Origin of the sequence: Halobellus rarus (assembly GCF_024494595.1) — an archaeon.
GTDB lineage: Archaea > Halobacteriota > Halobacteria > Halobacteriales > Haloferacaceae > Haloquadratum > Haloquadratum rarum.
On the sequence record NZ_JANHDI010000007.1, the window covers coordinates 80228 to 101632 of the forward strand.

The window sequence follows — 21405 nt, forward strand, 5'->3', positions numbered from 1 at the left end:
TTTTAACGATTTCAAACTCGGCTTTATTGGGGATGCCGTCGGCTCAAAAGCGATTAGTTTCGAGATGGGCCCTAGGGGGTTCGAACCCCTGACCACCCGGTTATGAGCCGAGCGCTCTGACCAGACTGAGCTAAGGGCCCGACGGTCTACCGTTTCCCGGTCTCCCCCTTAGACGTGTCGTTGGCTGGCGACAGCGCGGGACGAAGGGCAAAGCGGCCGCTCCCGGGTCGACGTCGAGCGGAAGTGACGCCGTCGCCAGGGCTCGAACCTGGGACCACCTCGTTAACAGCGAGGTGCTCTACCAACTGAGCTACGACGGCTCGGTGTGCCTGCACACGAACGTACACCGAGGTAGTATGATAGGGCTTTCGTTTTCACCGCACGGATGCGAGGTACGGACACGGGGACTGCACCGACGCCGCCTCGCTCTGCCCGCACCGATGCCGCCTCGCTCCGCCCGCACCGACGCCGCCTCGCTCCGCCCGCACCGACGCCGCCTCGCTCCGCCCGCACCGACGCCTCTCCGACCCGCCCGCATCGACACCCTTTCGCCGGACCCTCTCGAAGCCGTGACAACGATGGCCGACGCCGACGAGAGACGCCGGGTGATAGAGCGGGTCCGCGAGCGCGTCACCCCCGACGCGGGCGAACGCGAGGCGATGCGGTCCGCGGTTTCGACGCTCACCGCGCGGATCGAAGCCGAGCTCTCGGATCTCTCGGTCGACGCCGACGTCGTCCAAGTGGGATCGACCGCCCGCGGGACCTGGCTCGCCGGCGACCGTGACATCGACCTCTTCGTGCGGTTCCCGGCAGATCTCGACCGCGAGACGCTGGAACGCTACGGGCTCGAAATCGGCAACGCCGTCCTGCCCGAGGGTCACGAGGAGTACGCCGAACACCCCTACGTCACCGGCGAGTTCGAGGGCTTCGACGTCGATCTCGTGCCCTGCTACGACGTCGGCGACGGCTCCGCCCTCCAGTCGGCGGTCGACCGGACACCGCACCACAACGCCTACCTGCGCGAACGGATCGACGCCGACCTCGCCGGCGAGATGCGCGTCTTCAAGCAGTTCCTGAAGGGGATCGGCGTCTACGGCAGCAACCTGAAGACCGAGGGGTTCTCGGGCTACCTCTCGGAACTGCTCGTCCTCGAACACGGCGACGTGGAGGCCCTCCTGTCGGCCGCGGCCGACTGGCACCCGCCGATCGTCTTCGACCCCGAGGACCACGGGACGAGATCGCACGACGACCCGCTCGTGATGGTCGATCCGACGGATCCCGCGCGGAACGTCGCGGCGGTCTGCGCCGCGGAGAACGTCGCTCGGCTCCAGCACTACGCTCGCGAATTCCGTTCGGCTCCGAGCGAGGATCTCTTCGAGGTCCGGACGCCGGAGCCGATCGGCTCCGATGCCGTCCGAGCGCACCTGGATCGCCGCGGGACGACGCCCGTCGCGGTCGTCTTCGACGCCCCGGACCTCGTCGACGACCAGTTGTACCCCCAGCTCCGGAAGTCGCTGTCGGGCGTCCGCGACGAACTCGACCGCCGGGGCTTCGAGCCGATTCGGGCGACGACGTTCGCCGACGACCGCGCCGTCCTGTTCGTCGAACTCGCCCACCGAACCCTCCCGGCGATCGAACGCCACGACGGGCCGCCCGTGCACGTTCGGGCGCACGCCGAGGGGTTCTGCGAGGCGTACGCGGACGAACCGGCGGACGCCGCTCCGGGAGACGACGCCCCGCCCGACACCTACGGTCCGTTCGTCGAGGGTGACCGGTACGTCATCGAGCGGGACAGGGAGTTCACCGACGCCGTGGCGTTCCTCGAATCGGAGGCCCTGCTCGGAGTCGGTCTCGGGGCCCAGATCGAACCGCGACTGGAAACCGGCTACGAGGTTCTCGCCGGCGACGCGGTCGCGACGCTGTCAGAGGAGTTCGGCGCGGCGCTGGCGGCGTATTTCGATCCCCGGCCGTGACCGCCTCGGCGGACGCACGCCGGTCGTGCGACGACGAATCCAAACATTTTGATGGTGGATCACGTGTGGCACCGTAATGGCCTCGGAGACGGAGACGCAACTCGAACGAACGCTCGGACTGACGGAGGCGTCGATGATCGGCGTGGGGACGATGGTCGGTGCCGGCATCTTCGTCCTTCCGGGATCGGCGGCGGCCTTGGCCGGCCCGGCGTCGGCGGCGGCGTTCGTGATCGCCGGTGGCATCGCGATGCTGACCGCACTCTCGGCCAGCGAACTCGCGACGGCGATGCCGGCGTCGGGCGGTCCGTATCACTTCATCAACAAGGGTCTGGGACCGCTCTTCGGCTCGATCGCCGGACTGGGTAACTGGCTCGGGCTGGCGTTCGCGACGGCGTTCTACGCCGTCGGGTTCGGGAACTACGTCGCTCCGCTGGCGGCCGGTCTGAACCTGAACCTCGGGATCGTCGCCGCGGTCCCGCTGAGCGGCGCACAGATCGGTGGGGTCGTCGCCACCAGCGCGTTCATCGCCGTCAACTACCTCAGTACGGACGGCACGGGTGACCTCCAGAACGTCATCGTGATCGTCCTGTTGGCGATCCTCGGACTGTTTATGGCGCTGGGCGCGACGCAGGTCCGATTCGCGGAACTGACGCCGTTCTTTCCGCAGGCGACGGGTCCGAGTGCGATCCTCCCCACGACCGCACTGGTGTTCGTGTCGTACCTGGGATTCGCGCAGGTGGCGACCGTCGCCGGCGAGATCAAAGAGCCCTCGACGAACCTCCCGCGGGCGATGGTCGGTAGCGTCCTGCTCGTGACGGTGATCTACGCGGTGTCGATGCTCGTCCTCCTCGGCGTCGTCCCGCTGGACCGGGTCGCCGGCGAGGGGACCGCGATCGCCGTCGGCGCGCGAGCGGTCTTCGGCGGGTTCGGGATCGGAGTCGTCGGCGTCGGGCTGTTGACGTTCGGCGGGCTGCTGGCGACGGCCTCGTCGGCGAACGCGTCGGTGCTGTCGGCGTCTCGCATCAACTACGCGATGGGTCGAGACGGCCTGATGGACCAACGACTGTCGGCGATCCACGACCGGTTCAACACGCCGTACCGCTCGATCGCGCTGACTGGGGCGCTCATCCTGGTGTTCATCGTCGCCGGGCGAGTCAACGCGCTCGCGAAGGCCGGGAGCGTCCTCCACCTCCTCGTGTACGGGCTGCTGAACGTCTCGCTCATCGCGATGCGCGAGACCGAGGCGATGGGCTACGACCCCGGGTTCGAGGTTCCGGGCTACCCCGTGGTACCGGTGCTCGGGGCGCTCCTGTCGTTCGGGCTGATCGGTTTTATGGACCTCCAGCAGATACTGCTGGCCGGCGCGCTGGTCGTCGCCGGCGTCGTCTGGTACCTCGCGTACGTCCGAAAGCGCGTCGAGGACACGAGCGCGCTGGCCCGGTATCGCTCGCCGCCGGACGTCGAAGTCGAGGTCGAGGTCGATTTCGACCTCTCGACCGACGACGGTGCGACGACTCAGGAGCGTGGTACTGATGTCTGATCGCCATCGGCCGACCACGTCCCCCGCGATCGAAACGGCGGTTCGGACGCCGACGCGCAGCGGTGATGGCATATGATCGAGAATCCAACCATACTCGTTCCGATCGACGTATCGGACCCGGACGAACCGGCGCTGGACCTGATCGGGGCGGTGCACCCCCTCCGCATCGTCCTCCTCGGATACCATCCCGTGCCCGATCAGACAGCGCCGCAACAGATTCGGGACGCGCACGAACAGGACGCCACCGACGCCTTAGAGGCGTGCGCCCGACGGTTCGCCGACGCCGGAGTCGACCTCGAATCGGTGCTGGTGTTCACCCGCGATCGCGTCCAGACGACCGATCGCGTCGCCAACGAGTACGACTGCGATGCCGTGCTCGTCCCCGGCGAAGCCGCGACGCTATCCCGCGTGCTCGTGTCGCTGAAGGACGAACAGAACATGTTCCGCGTCCTCGAAGTGATCAGGCTCGTTATGGAGGCCAACGACCTCGAAGTGACGCTGTTTCACGCCGACAGCGTCGAGCGGGGCAGCGCCAGGTCGGAACTCTACCTCCGGGGAGCGACCGACTGGCTGGTCGAACAGGGGCTCCCCCGCGAGTCGATATCCTGGGAGGAGCCGACCGCCGAGACACAGGAGAGAGACCTCCTCGACCTGGCGGATTCGCACGACTTCGTCGTGATGGGCGAACACGAGCCCGGCATCCGCGAGCGCGTCATCGGCGACCTGCCGAACCGCGTCCACGACACCACCGGCCGACCGGTGCTGGTCGTCCGGAAGGAGAGGAACCGATGAACGAGTTCGCCCCCACCGTTCTGGTTCCGGTCGACGTCTCGACCGACGAGCGGCCCGATCCGGATCTGCTCGATCTGCTCCGACCGGCGCGGGTCGTGCTGGTCGGGTGGTATCCCGTCCCCGATCAGGTCGCCCCGGAACAGATGCGGGACGAACACGAGGGGGAAGCCGTCGAGCGTATCGAGAACGTGGCGTCGCACTTCCCCGACGGGAGCGACGTCGAGACGCTGGTCGTGTTCACGCGCGATCGGTCGGAGACGGTCGACCGCGTCGCAGAGGAGTACGGCGCGTCGGTTATCGTCGTCCCTCGAGACGTTCGGGTCGTCGAACGGGTGTTCGTACCCGTCCGCGGCGACGTGAACCTCGATCGGATCCTCTCGATCGTCGCCACCCTGTTGGCGGAGAGCGAGGCGTCGGTCACGCTGTTCCACGCCGCACCGGCGGGTGACGAGGATCCCACCGTCGGGCAGACACTGTTGGAGGGGGCGTTCGACCGCCTGACCGACGCGGGAGTCGACGACGACCGGATCGCGACCGCCACGGTCGAGAGCGAATCGCCGGTCGACGACATCGTCGACGCCGCGAGGAACCACGACGTCCTCGTCATCGGCGAGACGAAACCGTCGCTGATAGAGCAGATCCTGGGCGACGTCCCGACGCAGGTGATCAAACGGTCCGAGTCACCGGTGCTCGTCGTCCGCGATACCGACGCCTGACAGCGATCGGCTCTACGAGCGCACGTCGCCGAGTGCTCGGTCCGAACCGTCGGCGGGGTCGGCGCGCGGATCGAAGCGTCGCTGCCTCCAGCGGCGGACGGCGGCGGACGTCCTCAGTCGTCGAGATCGTGTGCCCGGCGGACGTCCTCGACGAGCTGCTCCGTGGACTCGCTGGGTTCGTTATCGGGCTCCATCGGCGTCCGGCCGTCGAAAGTCTCGTGGACGGTCGCGACGCCCTCCGAGAGCGTGTCGAGGCCGTACCCGCCTTCGAGGACGAACGCCAGTCCCGCGTCGACGTCGTCGGCGATCGAGCGGACGCGGTCCGCCAGCAGTGCGTACCCCTCCGTCGAGACGCGCATCCGAGAGATCGGGTCGTGCCGGTGGGCGTCGAATCCGGCGCTGACGACGAAGAGGTCCGGATCGAACCGTTCGACGACGGGGCGGAGCAGTTCGTCGACCGCGAGGAGGTAGTCCTCGTCGCCCGCGCCGGCCGACAGCGGCACGTTCAGCGTCGTCCCCTCACCGTCTCCCGCTCCGGTCTCCTCGATATCGCCGGTCCCGGGGTAGAGCCCGTCCTCGTGGGCCGACGCGTAGAGGACGTCGCCCTGCTCGTAGAAGATGTCCTGCGTGCCGTTGCCGTGGTGGACGTCCCAGTCGAAGATGACCGCGCGCTCGACGTCGGCGTCGGGGTCGTCGAGGAGGGTCTGTGCGGCGACGGCGGCGTTGTTGATGAAGCAGAATCCCATCGCGTCGTCGGCGACCGCGTGATGTCCGGGCGGGCGACCGATCGAGAAGGGCGTGTCGCGGCCGTCCGCGCCGTCTGCGGCCTCCCGCGCGGCCCACTGTGCGAGGCCCGCCGAAGCGGTCGCGGCCTCCCAGGTGTCCTCGGAGGCGACGGTGTCGGGGTCCCAGTTGCCGCCGCCGTCCCGACAGAACTCGCGGATCTCTTCGACGTACTCGTCGTCGTGGACCGAGGCGACGGACTCCTCGTCGGACGGGTCGGCCTCGACGTAGGAGATCCCGTGCCGCTTCGCGAGCGCGCGACGGATCGCCCGCAGCCGGTCGGCCGTCTCCGGGTGCCGTTCGCCGGTGTCGTGTGCGAGACAGGTCTCGCTGTAGCCGAACTGCATCGCTACTCGAAGAGGGCGAAGTACGTCTCGATGTCTTCGGCCTGGACGGTCCGACGGTCCGCGTGCCGCGCGAGCGTCGCGGCCGCGCTCGCGACGTTGTCGGCGTAGTCCTCGAGGATGTCCGCCAGCGCGATCCTGGCGTCCATCGAGACGCGGAAGCGGTCGTCGATCCGGAGGCGGGCGATGCGGTCGATCGGCGCGATCGGCAGTTCGAGGTCGCGGCGGCTCACGACCTGCTGGACGTCGAAGTCCTCGGCCATCAGCGTCTTCCGATCGTCTGCGGCCGCTCGCTCGGCGGCGTCGACGGCGAGCGCCGCCCCGTGCGCCTGAACGCGGCGAGCGAGCTCCTCTGCGGCCCCGGAGCTGACCCGGAGGTCGCCGGCTCTCCGTCGAATGATCGCGTCCACGGGGGCGAACGGCAACTCGACACTCATTACCACTATATCGTGTTCGACCGGCGTATAATCCTTTCCGTAGGCCGCTCCGTCCGCCTTCGACGCTCTCGGCGGCGCAGCGGCTCTCGATCGGAGCGACCCGTCCGGACGCGGTGCGGCGACCGCGCGTTCAGCCCGACCGCTCGACGTCTTCGGCGGCGATCGTCCCGTCGGCGACGGGGCCGCTCACCGTCACCTTCTCGCCGAGCCGCAGCGACTCGTCGGTCTCGACGCTCCGCGTCTCGCTCCCGTCGTCGAGGACGACGGGGCTCCCGGCCTGGACGACCGTTCCGGTGAACGTCTCGGTCTCGCCGTCACCCTCGGACCCGTCGGGACGCTCAGCCACGGCCGCCGTGGCGGGGCCGCCGTCGCTGGCTGCGCCCCCGGGGGCGGACGTGGCGGAGTCGGGCCCAGCATCGCTCGTTCCCGCCGAGCCGCTCGCCTCGAACGCGCCGAGCCCCGTCGACTGCGCCGCCCCCGTGTCGGTGTCGGTGGCGTCCTCCGGGGCGTCGTCCATCACGCTGACCGTCGACTGCCACCCGGCGGACGCCTCGCGGTCGTCCTGCCAGCCGTCCTGGATCTCCACGTCGGTGAAGACGACGTAGTCCGCGAGGTCGATGTCGAGATCGGCCTTGTCGCCCCACAGCGCGACGCGGATGTCGCCGGTGTCGTCTTTCACTCGCACGTTTCGGACCTGACCCTCGGAGCCGTCGTCGCGGTCGAACGTCCGCTTCGGGTCGGTCTCGATGACGCCGCCGGCGATGTCGACGGTCTCGCCGATCTCCAGCGAGTCGATGTCGCGGGTGTCGGGGACGTACTCGATCTCCTCGTCGATCGCGTCCACGGCCCCGCGGTTGCCCACGTGGAGTTCGAGCGTCCCGTCGCGCTCGCGGACGTACCCGTCGACGACTTCCACCGATTCGCCGGCGTCGAACTCGGTCGCGAGGTCGGCCTTCTCGTCCCACAGCGTCACTCGGATCCGCCCGGTCGGATCGCCGAGCGTCAGGTTCGACACCCGCCCCTCGGAGCCGTCGTCGCGGTCGAACGTCCGCACGCTGTCGGTACTCAGGACGCGGCCCTCGAGGTTCACGTCGGAGAGGCCGAGCGCGAGGTCCTCGACGCGATAGGAGTCGCGGGCCTGCACGTCGACTTCGGCGTCCGGCGCGGGTTCGACCTTGTCGACGTCGACCTCGATGCCGTTGTAGCCGTCTTTCGGCCGGCCGGCCACGCGGAGCGTCTGGCCGGTTTCGAGCCGTTCGACGGCGTCCTCGGCCATCCCGTCCCACATCGTGATGCGGATCCGTCCGGACTCGTCGGCGACGTCGACGTTGACGACTTTCCCGTCCTCGTCCTCGCCGTCGCGCTCGAACGTCCGGAGCTCGCCGATGCTCATCACCTTCGCGAGGAACTTCACGTCGTTCATCCCCGGCGCGACGTCGGCGACGCCCTCGACCTCCTCGTCGCGGAGTTCGTGGGCGATGAGCATCGCCGCGGTCTCCTCGTCGGCGAGGCCGCCCATCTGTTCGACCTTGTCCTCGACGGCGGCCTCGAACTCCTCGAAGTCGACGTCGGTGTCGAGGTCGTCGTACACCTCTTCGATCGCACCCATCTACGCGACACCTCCGTCGCGGCGACGGCCGTCGGGTCCGAGCGCGAAACCCGCGGTTCGAGCGGCTACGGCCACAGACATATCCACAGCCAAGGCAGGCCGCCGCTTAAGCGTTGTCTTGTCGGCGGTGCCGACTCGGTCGCGGCTGGTCGCCCTCCCGCGCGACTCGGCACCCGTCCCCCGCCGCTGTCTCTCGATTCGATCGTCGGTTCCTGGCACGGCGGGTGTGGGGTCGGCTTCGTATAAGAACGTTCGTCCCCGGCGTCCGACGCGCGCGTCGGCCGCTCACTTCGTCACGTCGACGACGGTCCGGCGGCCGTCGACGTCGTCGTGGACGACTCGCACGCTGACCGGCTCGATCCCGGCGGTCTCGATATCGACCTCGTACCCGAGGTTCACCAGCGCCTCCGTGCAGGCTTCGTCTTCCTCGCGCTCTTCGACGGACGCGACGACGACGGTGAGTTCCTCGGTTCCCTGGTCGTAGTCGACCTCCTGCAACCGCGGGACGGTACAGCCGTTCTTGCCGACGACGCAGCCGACGACCGAGACCGTCCCGTCGCCGAGGCTGACCGTCGCCTCGCCCGGGTTCGGACACGCCTCGCGCGGTACGAGATTCGCGGAGATTCGTCCCGGGGTCACCGTGTCGTCATCTGGCGTGTCCGTCTCGCTCGGCTCGTCGGTGGTGTCTGCTCCGTTCGAATCGCTCGGCGGGGACCCACCGGTACAGCCGGCGAGTGCGAGCGGGAGGGCGACGACGAGGCCGGACAGGACGGTTCGGCGGCGCATACCTCCCGGTACGACGGGTGATCCAAAAGAGGTGCCGGAGATTCAAACGATTCCTTGTCCCATCCGGCCGTACCGGCGGCGTCGAGACTGCGTCGACGGGGCTCAGTCGTCACCTGGGACGACGCCACCGAGGCGCTCTCTTCCGCGCGTCCACACTCCCCCGTCGAAGTCGACCGCGTCGTTCCACTTGCCGACGACGGTGGAGACTGCGAGGTCCCCGGTGACGTTGTTCATCGTGGCGATCCGGCCCAGAATCGGATCGACGCCGGCCACGAAGCCGACGACCTCCAGCGGGAGGCCGACCTGCGTCAGGATGACCGTGAGCATCACGATGCCCGCCCCGGGGACGCCCGCGGTGCCGATGCTGATGAGGACGGCGACCAGCAGGACGAACGCCTGCTCCGTGAGCGCCAGCGGCTGGCCGACGACGTTGGCGGCGAACATCACCGTGATCGCCTGCCAGATGGCCGCGCCGTCCATGTTCGCCGTCGCGCCGACCGGCAGCGCGAACGAGTAGACGCGCTCTTCGATCCGCAGGTCCTCCTCGGCGTTCCGCATCGTCACGGGCAGCGTCCCGCTGGAGGAGCGCGTCGCGAACGCGGTCAGCATCGCGTCCTTCGCGCCCGCGAGGAACGAGATCGGCGAGACGCCGACGACGACGCCCATCAGGAGGAACAGGTACGTGAAGACGACGTGAACGGTGACCCCGACCGCGACAGCCAGCACGAGCGCGCCGAGCGAGGTGAACACGCCGATGCCCTCCGTGCCGATCCCGGAGGCCATCAGCGCGAAGACGCCGACGACGCCGTATTCGAGCACGCCGCGGACGACGACGAACATCGCCTCCGCGCCGACCTCGAAGGCCTCGAACACCGAATCGACGCTCTCGGCGTACTCCTCCTTCCGCGCGCGGACGTACGTGAGCGCGATCCCGAAGACGATCACGAAGAAGACCGTCCCGAGGAGGTTGCCATCGGCCATCGCCGCCACCGGATTGTTCGGAACGAGACCGAGGAGCACCTCCGTGACCGACGGCGGGGCCTGCGACTGTGCCTCCCCGCCGGCGAACTCGACGCCGCGACCCGGCTGGAGGACGTTCGCGACGGCGAGCCCGATGATTCCCGCGATGGTCGTCGTCACGGCGTACAGGCCGACAGTCGCTCCGCCGATCCGCCCGAGCCGCGCGGGCGAGAGCTGTCTGATCCCGGTTAGGAGCGTGAAGACGATGATCGGGATGACGAGCATATTGAGCAGTCGGAGAAACAGGTCCCCGAGCGGCGCGACGACGGCCATCTGCTCGCCGAAGACGATACCCGCTGCGGAGCCGAGAACGAAGGCGACGGAGATCCGATAGATGAGCCCCACGGATCGATACTGTCGCCAGAGGGAACGAATTAGATGTGCCACAAACGAGTCAAAACCGTCGGTTCATAAAGACTCCCGCGTCTCGTCAGTTTCTGAAGGCAACTGCGATGGGAAGAATTCCACCACTGGCGGATTATATCGGACTACCCTACGAAACACTGTAATAATAACCGCACATACAAAATATATTTTTCTTTCACACCGGGATATGCGTGATCGAGCGAACCACAGGATCTCCAGGGATGGCAGAAAATATTGCTGCTTGGACCGCACGACTCCGCGCCCGTTCCGAGTGAACCGGTCCCGTGCGGTGCGGTGTCGCGGTCCCGTCGCATCGTAACCCTCATAAGTCAACCCGCAGTACGAAGAGGTGAGTCCTGGTAGGGTAGTGGACTATCCTCTTGGCTTGCGGAGCCAGGGACCGGAGTTCAAATCTCCGTCAGGACGTTTCTGCGAGACGCAACGCGACGAGCGAAGCGAGGAGTCTGCGTCTCGCGAAACTCCGAAAGGAGATTTGAGCAGCGAGCATCGCGACGCGATGCGAGTGAGTTCAAATCTCCGTCAGGACGCTCACTTCGTTCGCGACCTGACTTGCTCCACGCTCGCGTCCGCTCGCGTGGAACTCCGTCAGGACGTTTCTGCGAGACGCAACGCGACGCGCGGAGCGAGGAGCCTGCGTCTCGGAGTATCGTATGGGTTGCTATTCCGCTTCAGCGAACGGTGCGAACGTGGTCCGCACTAGGTCGAGCGGAAGTCCGACGTCGTCGCCGTCGCCGTTCGTGGGCTGAACGGTCTCGTGGGCGACTGTCGGCTCCAGGTCGTGGATGTCGTGTTCGACGTCGAACTGGACCTCCTGGGCCTCGTTGACGAACAGCCAGCTACTGCAGTCCTCTCCCCAGGGACCCTCGCCGCTCGGCCCTCCGCTACTGGTGGTGTCCGCCTCGGCCGAGATGAGATAGCCGCGGAAGGACTGAGAGGAGTTCGGGACGTCGACGACGACGCCCTCGTCGCTCCAACCGTTTCGGGCTTCTCGCCGTATGTAGAAACTGTCTCCCCAGCCGTCCTCGTCAGGCACACAGGCAACCTCGTCGTCACCAGTCACCTTCGTGAACGACGACAGACTGATGTAGCCGACCCGTTCCTGACCGCCGATGCAGACGCCCTCGCCGTCTTCGATCCGTTCGACCGACCACGGAGTAACGTCGATGCTTTCGGTTACGCGTTCGCCTTTCGGGTCGCTCCGGGGGTTATTCTGGTGCTTCGGACCGCTCTCGTCCCCCCAGTAGTTGCATTCCGCGTCGACTTCGTTCTCGAACTCCTTCCGGAAGAACGCCCCGTACTCCTCGTTATTTTCGACGTTGTTATATCTGAGTACGGCGCTGCCCACTTCGATTCCGTCCGCGTAGTACCCGTCCCGATTGCCGGCGAGCGTACACTGTCTCACTTCGAGATATCCGCTGTCGTGGCTGATTCCGGGGCCGTCGTTATCATGGATGTAACAGTCCGTGATTCGGACCGGCTCGTCGGGGCTGTTGTGCACGTCGCCGTAACTCGTTGCGATTCCCTCCTCGCTGGATCCGGCGATCACGCTCCCCTCGATTCTCGTGTCAGGGTTTACTGTGAACCCCACCGGACCGCCGTTCCCGACGATCTCACATGCCTCGACGACCACTGACCCACGGCAACACATACCGATTGGAATGCCGCCGTTGTCGCGTATCTCGCAGTTTCGGACGGTTAGGGTCTCGTTACTGAGGTAAATGCCGTTCCCGTCGTTGTCCCGAACGACCGAGTTCGTACAGGTGAGGTCGGATAAATTGCCCCTTATCCCCTCGACGTTTCCCTCGACTGTCACGGAATCGATCGCTACGACCGACCCGTACTCCGGTGCGATCCCTCGATCGAAATTCCGAACCGTGAGGTTTCGTACCGTCGATTCCGGCCCGTACATCCCGATCCGGATCCCTACTCCGTCCCCGTCTCCTTCGAGCGTGTAGCCGTTCCCGTCGAGCGTGACATCGCCCGCTTGAATCGCGATACACGCGTCGTCGTCGGGACCGAGGGTTCCGCCTCCCGTGATGTCGTTCTTGAGCTCGTACTCGCCGGGTTCGTCGATGGTCGTACAGTTCTGAATGCCCTCGGGCGCGGCCTGCGAGACCATCGGGATCAGTCCGGTTACCGCCCCGAAGGATCCGATAGCCCCGAACTTGAGCGCGCCGCGTCGCGTCGCCCCCCGTCGATCTGTCATATCTCCCGTACCGGACGAACTCTTTTTGTTAGTACTTCGATACGACGTCTAATACAGTGCTAACTGCGACCGACTCGGCCCGACAGTCTGTGAACTGACCGCCTTTCGATCAGGCCGAAGCCGAATGCCTCTAATATTTCCGCTATCTCGGACACAATAGATCCGGGAGATGGCGACGGCGGACGAGAATGGTCCACTGACCGTCGCGAACTCAGATCAGTACCGGAAATCGCACTATGTCGACTCAGACCTGCTACGATGCCCGTCTCCGATTTCCCTGCGCTGGTCGCGGACCCCCCGATCTCGTTGCGACTGTAGTGCACACCTAATCGATCCGACTGTACACGAAAGATCACATATATGACTGTTCGAGCTGCCCCGCGAGTACTCCCCGGACTGCTCGTACTCCTCGTCGGCGGCGTCCTCGCGCATCTCCTTTCGACGGCGGTCCTCGGCGTCAACAGGCTCCTGTTGGCGGTCGGGTTGGGCGTCCTGCTGGCCAACGCTGTCGGCGTCCCCGAGTGGGCCGAACCCGGCGTCGAGACGCACAGTCGCTGGCTGGAACTCGGGATCGTTCTGATGGGCGCTCGCGTCGCGGTCGATCAGTTGCTGGCGACCGGGCCGACCCTCCTGCTGCTCGTCGTCGGGTTTCTCGGCTTCAGTCTCGTGTTCGTCGAACTCGTCGCCCGCGAGGTGTTCGAGATCCCCGAGCGACTGGGCTCGCTGCTGGCGGCCGGCTACTCGATCTGCGGCGTCTCGGCCATCGTCGCCGTCTCCAGCGGCGTTCGCGCGAAGGCCGACGAGATCGCGTACGCGGTGGCGACGATTCTCCTGTTCGACGCGGTGACGCTGGCGGCGTACCCGACGATCGGACGCCTCCTCGATCTCTCCGACATCGTGTTCGGGGTCTGGTCGGGGATCAGTATGGTCAGCACGGGCCCGGTCGTCGCGGCCGGATTCGCCTACTCCGAGCAGGCGGGGCAGTGGGCGACGATCACCAAACTCGGTCGGAACGTGTTCATCGGAGTCGTCGCCGTCCTGTACGCCGTCTACTACGCTCGCCGCGACAGCGACGACACCTCGGCGGCCGCGAGCTGGCGGTCCCTCTGGGAGCAGTTCCCCACGTTCGTCCTCGGGTTCGTCGCGGTCGCGGCCGTCGCCAGCGCCGGACTGATCCCGCCGGCGGTCGTATCGCTCCTCGAACGCGGCTACCAGTGGCTGTTTCTCGTCGCGTTCGTCGGACTCGGGACGAGCATCGAGATCAGGAACCTGCGGAACACCGGTGTTCAGCCGCTACTGGTCGTCCTGGCCTCGCTTCTCACCGTCAGCGGGCTCTCCCTTCTCGCGTCGCTCCTGGCGTTCGGTTGAGAGTCCGTCCGGAACGGTCGAAACCGGCCTCTTTGGCCCGGTGAGCGCCGGCGTCGTCCCGCCGCTCACTCCTCGTCGTACCGCGACGGGGGGTCGGCGTCCTCGTCGTCGAGCCGTCGCACGGATGGCTTCGTGCCGCGCCGGAGCCGACGCGGCTCCGCTCCGTCCGTCGAACCGCGGTCGTCGTCGGCCGTCCACGACTCGTGGCACTCGGGGCAGTAGTTGCCGTCGTAGCCGTTCGGCCGGACGAACTCGGTCCCGCAGTCGAGGCAGGTCACGTGCGCTCGCGTCATCGTCGTCGGGGGGAGGCGGGGATCTCGGTCATCGTGCGTTCGGATGTTCGAAGGGTCCACAGCCGGATAAGTTCGTCACCGCCGGGGCGGTTCTCCCGCTCGGGAGTCGCGGACGCCGTCCCGCCGTCCGAGCGCCGACTATTTACTCGCGCGGAGACGATTCCGAGGCGTGCAGGAGGCGCTTCGAGTCGGCATCGCGGTGTTCAACGCGGGCGATCACCACGTCGCTCACGAGGCCTGGGAGGAGCCGTGGCTCGCGCTGGCGGACGGAACGTCCGAGGAGCGGTTGCTCCACGGGCTCATCCAGTACGCCGCGGCGGTCCACCACGGCCGCCGACGCAACTGGAGCGGGCAGCGCGGGCTGGCCGAGAGCGCGGCGGACTACCTCGCGGACGTCGACGACTCGCGAGTGAACGTCGACGAGGTCCGCGCGTACCTCCGACGGCTCGCCGCGGACCCGGAACTCGCAGAGCGCCGTCGGCCGCCCGCGCTACGATACGACGGCGAGACGCTGGAGCCGACCGACCTGTCGTTCGAGGAAGTCGCGACCGCGGTGACGCTCCTCGCGACCGAGTACGAGTCGTTCGAGACGAGCGTCGTCGACGACGCGGTTCGGTACGCCGGCGAGGAGCTGGCAGCGGACAGCTCTCCCGAGGGGACGCCGCAGCGGCGCTCGCGCGGTTTCGCCGGGATGCTCTTCGCCTTCGCCGCGGACCGGGACCGGCGCTCGCTCGTCTACGAACGGCTCCGCGGACACGTCGGACAGCGGCGAAGCGAGGAGTCCGACGTCTCGGGGCTCTTCGATTGATCCGCAAAGAAGCCAGTCCACGCAGACCGATCTGCGGGTTTTTCCCGGGCGATTACGCGGGAGCGGCGGCCTTCTTTTTCGTCGCAGACTGCTCTTTGACGAACGTCACCGGGCAGTCGGCCTCGACCAGCACCTTCTGCGCCGTCGAGCCGAACAGGGCCTTCCCCGTAGCCGAGCGACTGCGACCGCCGACGACGACGAGGTCGGCGTCCTCCAGCTCGCTCTGTCGGAGGATGGCGTCGCTCGTCTCGCCGATCGCACCGCGGACGACGTAGTCGATGCCGGCGCGGTCGAGGCGCTCGGCGATCTCGCGGCCGACCCGCGATCGCCGAGCGATGTCGTCGGGGGTGCTCTCGGCGTCGTCGTCGATGTTCAGTTTCTCCGCGATCGCGTCGTACTGCTTCCGGTCGAAGGCGTGAAGCAGGACGATCGTACCGTCGGGGTCGACGATCGAGGTCGCCGTGTCGAGGAGTTCGTCGATTCGCTGTTCGTCGTTCGGGCCGAACGCAAGCAGTACCGTATTCATGCTCATCTTGGTTGTACCAACGAGCCACGACTACTTGAGTCTTTTGAGATTTTAACTTAGATTTGAGTTAATATTTGGCACAAAATACCCGCCCCGTCGAGACGGCCGGCCGTCTTTCCGGACGGGCGAGAGCCGGTGGGTTGCAACCGAGTAAAAAGAGTTATTTCGAGGTGAGTTCACTCTCTGACGATGCCCAACCGACCGTCCAACAGGGAGCCGAACGTCGGCGGCGACCCGCCGCGTTCACGGTGGAGTCGCGAGCAGGCCGCCGGGATCGAGCGCACGCCCGAGACGGTCGCACCGATCATCTACCCGCCGGAGTCGACGCCCGCCAAGGACGTCCACGTCTGGGACACGTGGCTGCTGCGGGACCGTCACGGCCGCCTGGCGGACCTCGACGGTTGGCGCGTCGTGTTCTCGCTGACCGCTCCGAAAGACCTCCTCCCCGGCAAGCGCCACGACGTCGCCAGGATCCGCTACTTCTACTCGCGCGACGGTCGGCAGTGGCACGACGGCGGCCCCGTGTTCGACGGCGGCGCCCTGGGACAGCGGCAGTGGGCCGGATCGGCGCTGTACGACGACGGCGACGTCTACCTCTACTACACCGCGGCCGGGACCGAGGGGGCCGCGGAACTGACGTACACGCAGCGTCTCGCGGGCGCGTCGGGCGGGAAGGTCACGACTACCGACTCGTCGCTCTCGATCGACGGTCCGTGGACCCACCGCGAACTGCTCCGCCCCGACGGCGAGTGGTACGAGACCGAACCGCAGTCCCGCGGGATGATCTACACCTTCCGCGATCCGTGGTTCTACGAGGACCCCGAGACGGGCGAGGTCTGTCTGCTGTTCGAGGCCAACGCGCCGGTCCCGGCGGGCAGCGACCGCTGCGGCGGTGACCCCGCTCGCCAGGAGTTCAACGGCGCCGTCGGCGTCGCGGTGTCGCCGTCGGGCGATCCGATGGAGTGGGAGCTCCGCCCCCCGATCCTCGAGAGCGTCTGCACCAACCAGGAGCTCGAACGGCCGCACGTGGTCTACTGGGAGGGGCGGTACTACCTCTTCGTGTCGAGCCATATGCACACCTTCGCGCCCGGGATCGAAGGGTACGACGCGCTCTACGGCTTCGTGGCCGACTCGCTGGGCGGTCCGTACCGGCCGCTGAACGACTCCGGGTTGGTCGTCACGAACCCCCACAACGCCCCCTTCCAGGCGTACTCGTGGATGGCCTTTCCGCACCGCGAGGAGATCCTCGTCGAGAGCTTCTTCAACTACTTCGACTTCGCCGGCGACTCCCTCGACGAGATCGCGCACCTCTCCGAACGCGAACAGCGCCGCCGGTTCGGCGGGACCCTGGGACCGACGATCCGACTCGGGGTCGACGGCGACCGGACGCGGGTGCTCGGCACGCTCGATCACTGGCACATCCCGACGCTGAACGAGCCGCTTCCCGACTTCGACGTCGACGATCCCGCCGGGGCCGTGCCCGGGGACGGCGACGGGCCGCTCGGCCCGTCGGCCAGACGCGATTTCCGGGAGTCGGAGTACCTCGACTGCGACGGCGCGGCGACCGACGGGGGGGACCCCCGGCCCGAGCTGGTCGGCTCGTACGACGGTTACTCGATATAGGGTGAACTCGGCTCGTACGACGACTACGCGATGTCTCCCGGAACCCTAGCGAGTCGCGGGTGTCGATCGCCGCTCGCGCGCCCCCGACGGCGACCACGCGTCGCCCAGTTCCCACACCGAGAAGTCCGCGACTTCTGCCCGGCCGCCGAGGGCGGCGACCGCGAGGCCGGTGCTGTCGTCCCGCGTGGGATAGACGCGGCTCGTCAGGCAGTGACGCTCGTTGACGAACGCCTCGATCACCGAGCCGTCGAGGAACAGCCGCAGCGACAGCGGTTCGTCGTACGGCGTGACCCCCATCCGCTGCTCGTCGCTCCGGGCCCGGGGGTCCTCGCTGGCGTTCGCCCGGTCGACGACCAGTTCGTTTTCGGCCGTGTAGCTGATCTCGGTTCTCTCCCGCCGGTCGGGCGACTCGAAGACCGACAGCGTCACCGCGTCGGCGTCGCGGAGCGATATCGTCGCTGTCAGCTCCAGCGTTCGACCGCTCGCCGGTAGCTCCCGCCGCTCGTCGTCGAGGTCGATCGCGGCCGAGTCGACGTATTGTGTCTCTCTGAGATCTTTCAGTTGATCTGCCGGGCGCTGTCTGAGATCGCCCGAGTCGTCCACGTCGATGCGGCGCGGCACCGACAGCGACCCCGACCACCCGGCGTCCCACTGGGCCTCGTCGTCGCGGGCCTCCGGGAGCCAGCCCCAGGTCAGGTAGCCGTCGTCGACCGCCATCGACTGCGGGGCGTAGAAGTCGCCGTGATCCAGTATCCCCCGCGATTCCACCTCGAAGCCGTCGTCGCTGCGCTCGCCGACGAAGTACACCACGTCCTCGTAGTTGGAGACGTGTAGCAGCTCCTTCTCACCCAACCGCAACAGTTCCGGACACTCCCAGACGGCCCCCGAGTCCGCCTCGTCGCCGACGAGCAGCGTCCCCTCGTACGTCCAGTCCCGGAGGTCCTCGGACGTGTAGTGGAAGGCCGTGCCGCCGACGTCGGCGACGCCGGAACCGATGATCTGGTGCCACTGATCGTCCTCGTACCAGACGTTGTGGTCCCGGAACTCCGCCTCCCAGTGTTCGGTCTCCAGGACGTCCACGTCGGTCGGGGCTGATTCGATGACCGGATTTGCCGGGTCTTTCGTCCACGACCGGAGCGACCCGTCGGTTGCGGTCGCCAGACACGGGAGCTGTTTGCGCCCGCGTCCCCCGGTGTACAGCAGCGTCGGCGTTCCGTCGTCGTCGACCGCACAGCCCGACCAGCAGCCGTCGCGATCGGGGCCGTCGGGCGAGGGCGCGAGCGCGAGCGGCTCGTCTCGCCAGTGGACGAGGTCGTCGCTGACGGCGTGACCCCAGTGGATCGCGTGGTGGTACGGCCCGGCCGGGTTGTACTGGTAGAACACGTGATACCGCCCCTCGTGTTCGATGAGGCCGTTCGGGTCGTTGATCCAATTCGCCGGCGGGGAGATATGGAACCGGGGGCGGTGCGGGTCGTCGCGGAGGCGCGCGCGGAGGCGCTCGAAGCCCCCTCGGTCCACCGGACGGTCGAACCACGGGTCGGGGCCGGCCGCCAGCGATTCGACGAAGCCCGCGGCGACGCGGTCGCGGTTGGCGGCGATTTCGTCGGCCGGATCGGCCCCGAACGCCAGCGTGCTGGCCCCCAGCACCGCGCCGTCGCCGTGGTGCCAGGCGACCACCGACGTCTGCACGGGGCGGTCGTGTTCGCCCTCGACGGTCGAGGCGAGCACCTCGCCCTCGGCCGGGAGGACCGCCTCGTACCGCGCGAACGGCACCGTCCCGTGGTCTGCGATCGGAATCCGCAGGCCCCCGAACCCCTCGACGGCGGGGTGGTCGTCGTACACGGACCGCCACAGCAACCCGGTCGGAGCCGACACGCTCGCCGTGCCGACGGCGTCGGGAGCGACCGGGTCGATCCCGAGCGGTTCGACCGCGCTCACGGCTCGGAGGCCGAGGAGGAGGCCGCCGCCGTCGCGCACGTAGTCGGCGAGCGCCGCCGCGACACCCTCGTCGATATCGCTCGGGTCCTCGGCGCGGTGCCACCAGATCACGTCGTGTGACATCGATGCGGCGACGTCGTCGGTCCCGATCACGTCGAGGTCGTACCGGCCGCTCGCCCACTCCCGCGCGGCCGCCTGTTGGTCGCTCGGGCGCCCGTCGACGAGAAACCCGACGCGAATCGGCGTCGAAACCATACCGAGATTAATTCGCCCCCGAATAAAAACGCAACCCATCCGGCGGGAAATTATTAACTCGATCTCGGGTAGTTCTCACAACGGTTAATACGGAACGGGCGGAAGCGGAGACGACGATCGGGGATCCGACGGCGGTCACCTCCCCTTTGCTCGTGGCCGACGGGGCGAGTCGCGTGGGCCGACGAGGCGGTTCGTCGGTCGAACCGCAGTGCGCGGCCGCTCGCTCCGCGCGCCGGCGAAACAGACACCACGACCCGCCGACGGACTCCCGTCTACACCTCCCAACTATGAGAGAACGCACCTGGTGGAAGGAAGCGGTCGTATATCAGATCTATCCGAAGAGCTTCAGCGACTCCGACGGCGACGGGTTCGGGGACCTCCCGGGGGTCATCGAACGCCTCGACCACCTCGAGCGACTCGGCGTCGACTGCGTCTGGCTCAATCCGGTCTACGAGTCGCCCCAGCGCGACAACGGCTACGACGTCAGCGACTACCGCGCGGTCCACCCGGCGTTCGGGACGATGGACGACTGGGATCGCCTCCTCGAGGAACTCCACGAACGCGACATCCGGCTCGTGATGGATATGGTCCCCAACCACACGTCGTCGGACCACGAGTGGTTCCAGCGGTCGCGGTCCGAGCCCGACGGCGAATACGGCGATTACTACATCTGGCGCGAGGGCAGCACCGACGCGAACGGCGATCCGGTGCCCCCGAACAACTGGGAATCCTTCTTCGGGGGATCCGCCTGGGAGTACGACGAGGAGCGCGAGGCGTGGTACCTCCACCTCTACGACGTGAGCCAGCCGGACCTCAACTGGCGGAACCCCGCGGTCCGCGAGGCGATGACCGACACGATGAACTGGTGGCTGGATCGGGGGATCGACGGGTTCCGCCTGGACGTCGTGAACCTGCTCTCGAAGGCCGAAGGGCTCCCGGACGGAGATCCGAGCAACGACTGGGTCGGGAGCGAGCACTTCGTCGACGGGCCGCGAATCCACGAGTACCTCGGCGAAATCCGAGAGAACGTGTTCGCCGGCACCGACGCCGTCGCCATCGGCGAGATGCCGAACCTCGACCTCGACCACGCGCGGCAATACACGGGCCCCGACGGCCCGCTTGACCTGGTCTTCCACTTCGAACACGTCGGCCTCGACTTCGGCGAGCGGGGTCGGTGGGACGTCGGCGAGTGGGACCTCCGCGACCTCAAGCAGACCTTGCACCGCTGGCAGGACGGTCTCGACTGGAACAGCCTGTTCTTCGAGAACCACGACCAGCCCCGGTCGGTCTCGCGGTTCGGCGACGACGAGCGCTACCGCTACGAGTCGGCGACGGCGCTCGCGACGATCCTCCTGACGCTCCGCGGGACGCCGTTCGTCTACCAGGGCCAGGAGATCGGGATGACCAACGGGACCTTCGAGAGCCTCGAGGACGTCAGCGACGTCGACACCGTGCGGAACGTCCGGGAACTGATCGCCGAGGGAGTCGTTAGAGACTACGAGTCGATCCGCCACGTCGTCGACCATCGGACGCGAGACAACGCGCGGACGCCGATGCAGTGGGACGACACGGCCCACGCGGGCTTCACCGACGGCGAGCCGTGGATCCCGGTCAACGAGAACTACCCCGAGATCAACGTCGCCCGCGAGCGCGAGCGGACGCCGTCGGTGCTCTCGTATTACGAGTCGCTGATCGACCTCCGGGACCGGACCGAGGCGCTCGTCTACGGGGACTACGAGTTGCACCGCCCCGACGACGAGCAGTTGTTCGTCTACACGCGGACGCTGGGAGACGAGCGGATCGTCGTCGTGATCAACTTCTCCGAGCGCGATGCGACCGCGGACCTCGACGTGCTCGAACCGGACGCGTCACTGCGTCTCGGCAACTACGACGAAACCGCCGCGGATCCGCCCGCGACGCTGGCACTGCGGCCGTACGAGACGCGGCTGTACGAGCAGTCGATCTGAGGCGGCCGCCGCGACGGCCCCTCCCGGACGTTCC

Annotated in this window: 17 protein-coding genes and 3 tRNA genes; 9 read left to right on the forward strand and 11 right to left on the reverse strand. The window is 67.5% G+C overall.

From position 1 onward, the window contains the following. Window positions 1–65: 65 nt before the first annotated feature. Together NO876_RS08650 and NO876_RS08655 are read right to left on the reverse strand one after the other, a co-directional pair. Window positions 66–140, reverse strand: a tRNA-Ile gene (locus tag NO876_RS08650). A gap of 107 nt (window positions 141–247) precedes the next feature. Beyond that, window positions 248–320: transfer RNA gene (locus NO876_RS08655), tRNA-Asn, on the reverse strand. Between the two features lie 258 nt (window positions 321–578). On the opposite strand from NO876_RS08655, the gene cca reads away from it, so the two are divergent. The 4 genes from cca to NO876_RS08675 all read left to right on the forward strand — a co-directional run bounded on the left by cca (window position 579) and on the right by NO876_RS08675 (window position 5021). Continuing rightward, entirely contained in the window at window positions 579–1973 is a 1395-nt protein-coding gene (cca, locus tag NO876_RS08660) for a CCA tRNA nucleotidyltransferase (protein WP_256421288.1), read from the forward strand. A 76-nt stretch (window positions 1974–2049) separates the two neighbouring features. Next, window positions 2050–3513 (forward strand): APC family permease, encoded by a 1464-nt coding sequence (locus NO876_RS08665; RefSeq protein ID WP_256421289.1) that lies wholly within the window; start codon window positions 2050–2052, stop codon window positions 3511–3513. Window positions 3514–3585: 72 nt separating this feature from the next. Beyond that, window positions 3586–4305 carry a universal stress protein UspA gene (locus NO876_RS08670; RefSeq protein WP_256421290.1) on the forward strand — a complete coding sequence of 240 codons (720 nt, stop codon included), beginning with the start codon at window positions 3586–3588 and terminating at the stop codon, window positions 4303–4305. Beyond that, entirely contained in the window at window positions 4302–5021 is a 720-nt protein-coding gene (locus tag NO876_RS08675) for a universal stress protein (RefSeq protein ID WP_256421291.1), read from the forward strand. Before NO876_RS08670 ends, NO876_RS08675 begins: the two co-directional genes overlap by 4 nt. A gap of 113 nt (window positions 5022–5134) precedes the next feature. Here NO876_RS08675 and NO876_RS08680 read toward each other — a convergent pair whose 3' ends face one another. The 5 genes from NO876_RS08680 to NO876_RS08700 all read right to left on the reverse strand — a co-directional run bounded on the left by NO876_RS08680 (window position 5135) and on the right by NO876_RS08700 (window position 10387). Next, the gene (locus NO876_RS08680) at window positions 5135–6151 is read right to left on the reverse strand and encodes a histone deacetylase family protein (RefSeq protein ID WP_256421292.1); all 1017 of its coding nucleotides are present in this window, start codon (window positions 6149–6151) and stop codon (window positions 5135–5137) included. A gap of 2 nt (window positions 6152–6153) precedes the next feature. Beyond that, window positions 6154–6585 (reverse strand): histone, encoded by a 432-nt coding sequence (locus NO876_RS08685; RefSeq protein WP_256421293.1) that lies wholly within the window; start codon window positions 6583–6585, stop codon window positions 6154–6156. Window positions 6586–6715: 130 nt separating this feature from the next. Continuing rightward, a complete protein-coding gene (locus NO876_RS08690) occupies window positions 6716–8194 on the reverse strand; it encodes a single-stranded DNA binding protein (protein ID WP_256421294.1) in 1479 nt (492 codons plus the stop codon). 285 nt (window positions 8195–8479) lie between these two features. Continuing rightward, the gene (locus NO876_RS08695) at window positions 8480–8980 is read right to left on the reverse strand and encodes a hypothetical protein (RefSeq protein ID WP_256421295.1); all 501 of its coding nucleotides are present in this window, start codon (window positions 8978–8980) and stop codon (window positions 8480–8482) included. Window positions 8981–9082: 102 nt separating this feature from the next. Continuing rightward, entirely contained in the window at window positions 9083–10387 is a 1305-nt protein-coding gene (locus NO876_RS08700; RefSeq protein ID WP_256421296.1) for a dicarboxylate/amino acid:cation symporter, read from the reverse strand. Between the two features lie 332 nt (window positions 10388–10719). Between NO876_RS08700 and NO876_RS08705 the strand changes: the two genes are divergently transcribed. Continuing rightward, window positions 10720–10792 (forward strand) — tRNA-Arg (locus tag NO876_RS08705). Between the two features lie 253 nt (window positions 10793–11045). On the opposite strand, the gene NO876_RS08710 is transcribed toward NO876_RS08705, so the two are convergent. Then, a complete protein-coding gene (locus NO876_RS08710; RefSeq protein ID WP_256421297.1) occupies window positions 11046–12593 on the reverse strand; it encodes a right-handed parallel beta-helix repeat-containing protein in 1548 nt (515 codons plus the stop codon). 360 nt (window positions 12594–12953) lie between these two features. Here NO876_RS08710 and NO876_RS08715 point away from each other — a divergent pair, with 360 nt between their 5' ends. Further along, window positions 12954–13961: a YeiH family protein gene (locus NO876_RS08715; protein WP_256421298.1), complete on the forward strand. Its 1008-nt coding sequence runs from the start codon at window positions 12954–12956 to the stop codon at window positions 13959–13961. Between the two features lie 65 nt (window positions 13962–14026). On the opposite strand, the gene NO876_RS08720 is transcribed toward NO876_RS08715, so the two are convergent. Continuing rightward, window positions 14027–14254: a DUF7564 family protein gene (locus tag NO876_RS08720; protein WP_256421299.1), complete on the reverse strand. Its 228-nt coding sequence runs from the start codon at window positions 14252–14254 to the stop codon at window positions 14027–14029. Between the two features lie 169 nt (window positions 14255–14423). Between NO876_RS08720 and NO876_RS08725 the strand changes: the two genes are divergently transcribed. Further along, the gene (locus NO876_RS08725; RefSeq protein WP_256421300.1) at window positions 14424–15062 is read left to right on the forward strand and encodes a DUF309 domain-containing protein; all 639 of its coding nucleotides are present in this window, start codon (window positions 14424–14426) and stop codon (window positions 15060–15062) included. Between the two features lie 52 nt (window positions 15063–15114). On the opposite strand, the gene NO876_RS08730 is transcribed toward NO876_RS08725, so the two are convergent. Beyond that, window positions 15115–15594 (reverse strand): universal stress protein, encoded by a 480-nt coding sequence (locus NO876_RS08730; protein WP_256421301.1) that lies wholly within the window; start codon window positions 15592–15594, stop codon window positions 15115–15117. 183 nt (window positions 15595–15777) lie between these two features. Here NO876_RS08730 and NO876_RS08735 point away from each other — a divergent pair, with 183 nt between their 5' ends. Continuing rightward, the gene (locus NO876_RS08735) at window positions 15778–17211 is read left to right on the forward strand and encodes a glycoside hydrolase family 68 protein (protein WP_256421302.1); all 1434 of its coding nucleotides are present in this window, start codon (window positions 15778–15780) and stop codon (window positions 17209–17211) included. 45 nt (window positions 17212–17256) lie between these two features. Here NO876_RS08735 and NO876_RS08740 read toward each other — a convergent pair whose 3' ends face one another. Next, entirely contained in the window at window positions 17257–19404 is a 2148-nt protein-coding gene (locus NO876_RS08740) for a glycoside hydrolase family 32 protein (RefSeq protein ID WP_256421303.1), read from the reverse strand. A 287-nt stretch (window positions 19405–19691) separates the two neighbouring features. Here NO876_RS08740 and NO876_RS08745 point away from each other — a divergent pair, with 287 nt between their 5' ends. Further along, the gene (locus tag NO876_RS08745) at window positions 19692–21371 is read left to right on the forward strand and encodes a glycoside hydrolase family 13 protein (protein ID WP_256421304.1); all 1680 of its coding nucleotides are present in this window, start codon (window positions 19692–19694) and stop codon (window positions 21369–21371) included. Window positions 21372–21405: the final 34 nt, after the last annotated feature.